The following is a 5236-nucleotide window of genomic DNA, read 5'->3' on the forward strand; positions in this document are numbered from 1 at the left end:
GTCTCGGGAGACCTGCGCGAACAGGAAGCCATCGACCGGGAAACAGCTTCCTCCACTGCGCAAACAGCATCGCGGGAGTCCTCCCTCCAGGCTCTGGAGGACGCAACCTCCCGGATGCGGCAGCAGGCCGCAGGCGTGCTCGAGAAGCTGGCCGCGGCCCAGGACACGCTGGCCGGCGCCTACGAGCATCGCAACCGGGCCCGGGAAGCCGCACAACACCGCGCCTGCGCCGAGCAGACCCGCACTGCGGCCCGCACCGTGGCCGACGACGACGGCCAGCTGCCCGGTCCCGGCTAGAGCCGCACCAAAGAGGCCCGGCTCGTGCCGGTCCACAAGAGTGGGGCACCGCCCTCGATCATCTGTGCCAGGATTCGGGGATGGAGACGACCGACGTCACGCGTGCGATCGCGGCTGCGACTGCGGTCGCCGCATCGCTCGGTCTGCCGGCCGACGGCGCGATCGTTCTGCACAACTCGAACAAACTGGCCCTGCGGCTGACGCCCTGCGACGTCTTTGCCCGGGTCGCCAAGGTGGGACAAGAGGTCGCACGGTTCGAAGTCGAGCTCGCTCAGCGGCTCGCCGAGGTCGGATGCCCTGCGTGCCCCCTGGAGCCCCGGGCCGACGCGCGGGTGCACACGCGCGATGGCTTCGCCGTCACGCTGTGGACCTACTACGAGCCGGTGACACCTCACACCTCGCCGGTCGAATACGCCAAGGCGCTGGAGCAGTTGCACGCCGGCATGCGCAAGGTCGATGTGCCGGGCCCGAGGTTCACGGACCGGATCACACAGGCGCAAGAGGTTGTCGCCGACCCGGATCGCTCGCCCGAACTCGCCGACGCGGAGCGGGGTTTCCTCGGCGGCAGGCTGGCCGGCCTGCGACGCGCGATCGAGGACCGCGGCGCCGTGGAACAGCTGCTCCACGGCGAACCACATCCGGGCAACGTGCTCAGCACACAGCACGGCCCGCTGTTTATCGACCTCGAGACGTGCTGCCGCGGACCCGTCGAGTTCGACCTCGCCCATGTTCCCGAGGCGGTCTGCGAGCACTACCCGAACGTCGATTACGGGCTGCTGGAGGAGTGCCGCCAGCTCGTCCTTGCGATGGTCGCCGCGTGGCGTTGGGAGCTGGGCGACCAGTTCCCGAACGGGAAGCGCTTCGGAGACGAGTTGCTGCGCGCACTGCACGAGGGTCCTCCCTGGCCGACGCTCGACACGCTGAGCAAGCGACTGGGCGGCCTGCAGGGCTCGCCGAAGGTCACCTGAAGGCGGCAGGGAACCAAGCGACGGAGCTGTCGCCATCGGCGCCCCCGAAGCGCGCCGGCTTCGCATACGGACACGCTGGGCCATGGCGAGACCGAGGCGGTTCAGCCAGGCTCTGATGGCGCTGTCTGCTGCTTGCCCTGTGGGGTGCGGGTCAGGCGTCCAGGCGGCGGCCCGCGAGCCAGGCGACGATCTCGGGGTCGTGGTGGTCGAAGAAGAGGGAGCTGCCCGTGTCGAGGGTGGCGATCCGGGCCATCTGCTCCTGCTCGACATGGCCGGCCCGCACTCGGCGCAGCCCTCCCCCGCCGTGGAAGCCACGGGACGGCATCCCCACCACGGCTGATCGCACGACGGTCGCACTGCGGTTCCAGTCTCTGTTCCGACGACACCGTGTACGGCACGACTGGCCCGGCCAGGGTTCCGTTCGCCTCAGAAATCGAACACATGATCTACTCGGGGTATGGCGTCCACTGACCACACCCCCGACATCGTCGAGACCCAGCGCGACTGGAACCGCACCTACACCGCCCTCGCCCAGGCCCCTGCCGCCGGCAACACCGCTCTGCGCCGCCGCCTCATCGGCCTGTCCCGCCGCCTCTTCCAACACGTACCGCGCACCCAGCTCGCCGATCTGCGCCGCCGCACCGAGGAACGGTCATGACCCGGCGCTCGTGGGACATCACCGACCGGCAGCAAGCGGTCCTTGCCTGCATCCGCACCCATATCCGCGAGCAGGGAGAGGCCCCCAGCGTCCGCGAGATCGGCCGCGCCGTCGGCCTGTCCAGCCCCTCCTCCGTGCTCTACCAGCTGCGCCGCCTCGAACAGGCCGGTGCCGTCGTACGAGACGACGGCACCGGCTGGCGCACCTACCGGCTCGGCTGACGGCCGCCGGACGCAGGGGCCAGGCGGGCGGGCCGCCGCACCCGGGTGGCCCGTGAAGCTAGGGTCGTGCACAGCACACCGTGAAACAGAACCAAGGAGCAGACGTGAGCGAGCCGGCGTCCATCGCCCTGCAGCAGGAGATCGCCCGGGACCTGCAAGTCGCCCAGACCTTCGAGGCCGAGGAGGAGATCGAACGCCGGATCGCCTTTCTCGCCGAGCGGCTGACCTCGACCGGCCTGCGCTCCCTGGTGCTTGGCATCAGCGGCGGCGTCGACTCCACCCTCGCCGGCCGGCTGTGCCAGCTGGCCGTCGAGCGGGCCCGGGCCGCCGGGCACGAGGCGCGGTTCTACGCGATGCGGCTGCCCTACGGGACCCAGGCCGACGAACACGACGCCCAGCTCGCGCTCTCCTTCATCCGGGCCGACCAGGTGCTGACGGTGGATGTCCGGCCCGCCAGTGACGCCGCGCTCCAGGCGGCGCTGGCCGCCGGGGTGAGTTTCCGCGACGCCGCCCACCAGGACTTCGTCCACGGCAACATCAAGGCCCGCCAGCGCATGATCGCCCAGTACGCGGTGGCCGGTGCGCAGGACGGCCTGGTGGTGGGCACCGACCATGCCGCGGAGGCGCTCACCGGTTTCTTCACCAAGTTCGGCGACGGCGCCGCCGACCTGGTGCCGCTGACCGGCCTGACCAAGCGCCGGGTGCGCGCCACCGCCGAGACGCTGGGCGCGCCCGCCGCGCTGGTATGGAAGGCGCCGACGGCCGACCTGGAGTCCCTCGACCCGGGCAAGACCGACGAGGACGCGCTGGGCCTGACCTACGACACCATCGACGACTTCCTGGAGGGCAAGCCGGTCGACGAGCAGGCCTTCGAGGCCATCACCAGCCGCTACCGCCTGACCGACCACAAGCGCCAGCTGCCCCTGGCTCCCTGAGCGGTTTCCGTCCGCGGCGGACGGCGAAGGACGAAGGGCGCCGGGAGGCAGTATCCCGGCGCCCTTCGCCGTGTTCAGGAAGCGGTCAGAGCGACTCCGTCGATCACCCAGTACCAGTTGTTGCCGCCGGTGTAGCGGAAGCGGACCCGGGCCGTGCGGGCGCCGGCCGGGACCTGGAGGGTGAGGTTCTCGACCCTGGAGGGGGTGTCCGCGGTGTACGTCTTGACCGTGACGGGGGCCCCTTCGTCGTAGGAGACGAGCACCTCGCCCTTCTGCGGGGCCTCGTGGCGGTAGTAGGTGGTGTAGGCCAGGGTGGCCCGCGCGCCGCCGGTCACGTCGTAGGCGGGACTGACCAGCGTCGAATCGAAGCTCCCCGCAAAGGATTTGTCGCTCCACTCGTCGCCGTCGGCGACCGCGAAGACGTTGCGGGCACGGATGTTGAGTTCGCGCCGCTGGTCGCGTTCGGCCTTCGTCCAGAACTCGTCCGTGGTGAAGGACCAGCCGCGCCACTCGGTGATGCCCCCGCTGCCCATACGGGAGTTGTCGATGCTCCAGCCGGCGGGCGGGGTGTGCGTGAAGCCGAGGACTCCGGCACCGATGCCGCTCTCGTCGACGGGCCCGGCCAGCCTGTCGCGCAGGGCGTCGAAGGCATCCGGCGCGGGCTGCTGCACGGGGCGCCCGTCCAGCCCCCAGGCCGGGTCGATCGCGATGCCCAGGTGGGCCAGCGCGCTCGCGGCGATGTCGGGCATGCGCACGTCGTGGCGGACCGAGCCCGGGGTGACCGTGCCGCCGGTGGCGATCATGAAGGTCTGGCGCTCGGGCCTGCTGGAGCCTCCGTGGCCGCCCGGGTCGGTGTGGCCGTGGTCGGCGGTGATCATGATGAGCCAGTCCTCGGTGCCGTAGGCGGGGCGGGACCTGACCGCGTCGACGATCTGGCCGACGCGGGCATCGGCGCCGTGGATCGCGTCGAGGTAGGCCTGGCTGGCGGCGCCGCTGTTGTGGCCCGCGTGGTCGATGTCGTCGAGCTGGACGAAGACGGCGTCGGGGTTGCCGCTAGTGATCTCGGCGACGGCACGGGCGGTGGTGCCGGCGTCGTACTCGGCCGCCGGGGTGGACACCCGCGCGTCGACCTTCGCGGAGAAGATGATGTCGGTGATCGGGTTCCAGGACGCGACGGCATAGGTACGCAAGGACGGCTTCGCGGCCTCGATCCGGGTCAGGAAGTCCGGGTAGGCGGCGAGATTGTGCCCGGTGAACTCGTTGTTGACGACCTTGTGCTTGTCGGGCCACACCCCCGTGATGAGCGTCGACCAGCCCGGGCCCGAGGAGGTCGGCGCGAGCGGCTGGGCGTAGATGCTGCTCGGCGCGGTCAGGCCCGCGCTCATCAAGCCCTTGAGCGCGGGCGCGTCGGCGTCCTTGATTCTGCCGAGCAGGGCGCCGTCCAGGCCGATGACCAGGACCTTGGGGGTCTTGGCCCGGCTCGTGGCGAGGGCCGGCGCGGCGCCGGCGAGCGGGCCGGCGGCGGCGAAGGCCGCGGCCGAGACGAGGAGCGAGCGGCGGGATACGCCCTGACGGGATATGCCGTGCGACGACACGTGATCCTCCATGCGGGGAGAGCGGGGCGGTGGATGCGCAGCCCAACGCCCCAGGACATCCTGGGGCGTTGGGGCTAGACCTGTTACCGTTTCGCTATCCTGGCGCATGCGGCGGAGCGGGCACCAGGACTCCCCTGGTGAACACTTGGATCAAGTAGTGAACCCTGCCGTGAACGGCCGGTTTCCGCCCCCCTGACCGCGAAACGGCTCCCCCCACGCAGGCCCGAAGCCAGGCAACAGAGCCTCCCCCATGACCCGGATCAGCATCGCTTCGGGCAGGCGGGGTAGTCCGGCCGGGGCCCGACGCGGCAGGAGAAGGCGCGGCCGCCACCGCATCGCCCGGATCGGCGGCAGCCGCACCAGTGCAGGGGGTGGCTCCCCTTTCCCTCACACCGGTGTCCCCACGGGGCCGGAGGCGCGGGAGTGGCCCCGGACCGGGACGTGAGGACGTCCGGGCCGGGGCTGCGTTCGCTGCAGAGCGTGCTCCCGGCCGCTCAGGGGGTGGTCCCTCACTGTGCGCCCGGGGACCGGGGGCAGACAGGGTGAGAGTGCCCGTCAAAGG

At 71.2% G+C, this 5236-nt stretch carries 7 protein-coding genes; 5 read left to right on the forward strand and 2 right to left on the reverse strand.

From position 1 onward, the window contains the following. The coding region (locus ACQKIP_RS38885; RefSeq protein WP_427745232.1) for a hypothetical protein at window positions 1–297 on the forward strand (297 nt) is incomplete at its 5' end. Between the two features lie 80 nt (window positions 298–377). After that, window positions 378–1265 carry a phosphotransferase enzyme family protein gene (locus ACQKIP_RS38890; RefSeq protein ID WP_365864384.1) on the forward strand — a complete coding sequence of 296 codons (888 nt, stop codon included), beginning with the start codon at window positions 378–380 and terminating at the stop codon, window positions 1263–1265. A gap of 151 nt (window positions 1266–1416) precedes the next feature. On the opposite strand, the gene ACQKIP_RS38895 is transcribed toward ACQKIP_RS38890, so the two are convergent. Continuing rightward, window positions 1417–1611, reverse strand: coding sequence for a hypothetical protein (locus ACQKIP_RS38895; protein ID WP_427745233.1), 195 nt, complete (start codon window positions 1609–1611; stop codon window positions 1417–1419). A 111-nt stretch (window positions 1612–1722) separates the two neighbouring features. Here ACQKIP_RS38895 and ACQKIP_RS38900 point away from each other — a divergent pair, with 111 nt between their 5' ends. The 3 genes from ACQKIP_RS38900 (at window position 1723) to nadE (ending at window position 3079) form a co-directional block, all read left to right on the forward strand. Further along, complete coding sequence (locus tag ACQKIP_RS38900; protein WP_365864380.1) at window positions 1723–1923, forward strand: hypothetical protein; 201 nt, start codon at window positions 1723–1725, stop codon at window positions 1921–1923. Continuing rightward, window positions 1920–2144 (forward strand): hypothetical protein, encoded by a 225-nt coding sequence (locus ACQKIP_RS38905; RefSeq protein ID WP_365864377.1) that lies wholly within the window; start codon window positions 1920–1922, stop codon window positions 2142–2144. Before ACQKIP_RS38900 ends, ACQKIP_RS38905 begins: the two co-directional genes overlap by 4 nt. Before the next feature lie 104 nt (window positions 2145–2248). Further along, window positions 2249–3079 carry an ammonia-dependent NAD(+) synthetase gene (gene nadE / locus ACQKIP_RS38910; protein WP_365864375.1) on the forward strand — a complete coding sequence of 277 codons (831 nt, stop codon included), beginning with the start codon at window positions 2249–2251 and terminating at the stop codon, window positions 3077–3079. A 74-nt stretch (window positions 3080–3153) separates the two neighbouring features. On the opposite strand, the gene ACQKIP_RS38915 is transcribed toward nadE, so the two are convergent. Beyond that, window positions 3154–4674: an alkaline phosphatase family protein gene (locus ACQKIP_RS38915; RefSeq protein ID WP_365864373.1), complete on the reverse strand. Its 1521-nt coding sequence runs from the start codon at window positions 4672–4674 to the stop codon at window positions 3154–3156. Window positions 4675–5236: the final 562 nt, after the last annotated feature.

Origin of the sequence: Streptomyces sp. NPDC059900 (assembly GCF_050270335.1) — a bacterium.
GTDB lineage: Bacteria > Actinomycetota > Actinomycetes > Streptomycetales > Streptomycetaceae > Streptomyces.

Bases quoted from the DNA above. Each gene is read 5' to 3' on its own strand.
- ACQKIP_RS38890 (WP_365864384.1), top strand. From the start codon at position 378: ATGGAGACGACCGACGTCACGCGTGCGATCGCGGCTGCGACTGCGGTC.
- ACQKIP_RS38905 (WP_365864377.1), top strand. From the start codon at position 1,920: ATGACCCGGCGCTCGTGGGACATCACCGACCGGCAGCAAGCGGTCCTT.
- ACQKIP_RS38900 (WP_365864380.1), top strand. From the start codon at position 1,723: ATGGCGTCCACTGACCACACCCCCGACATCGTCGAGACCCAGCGCGAC.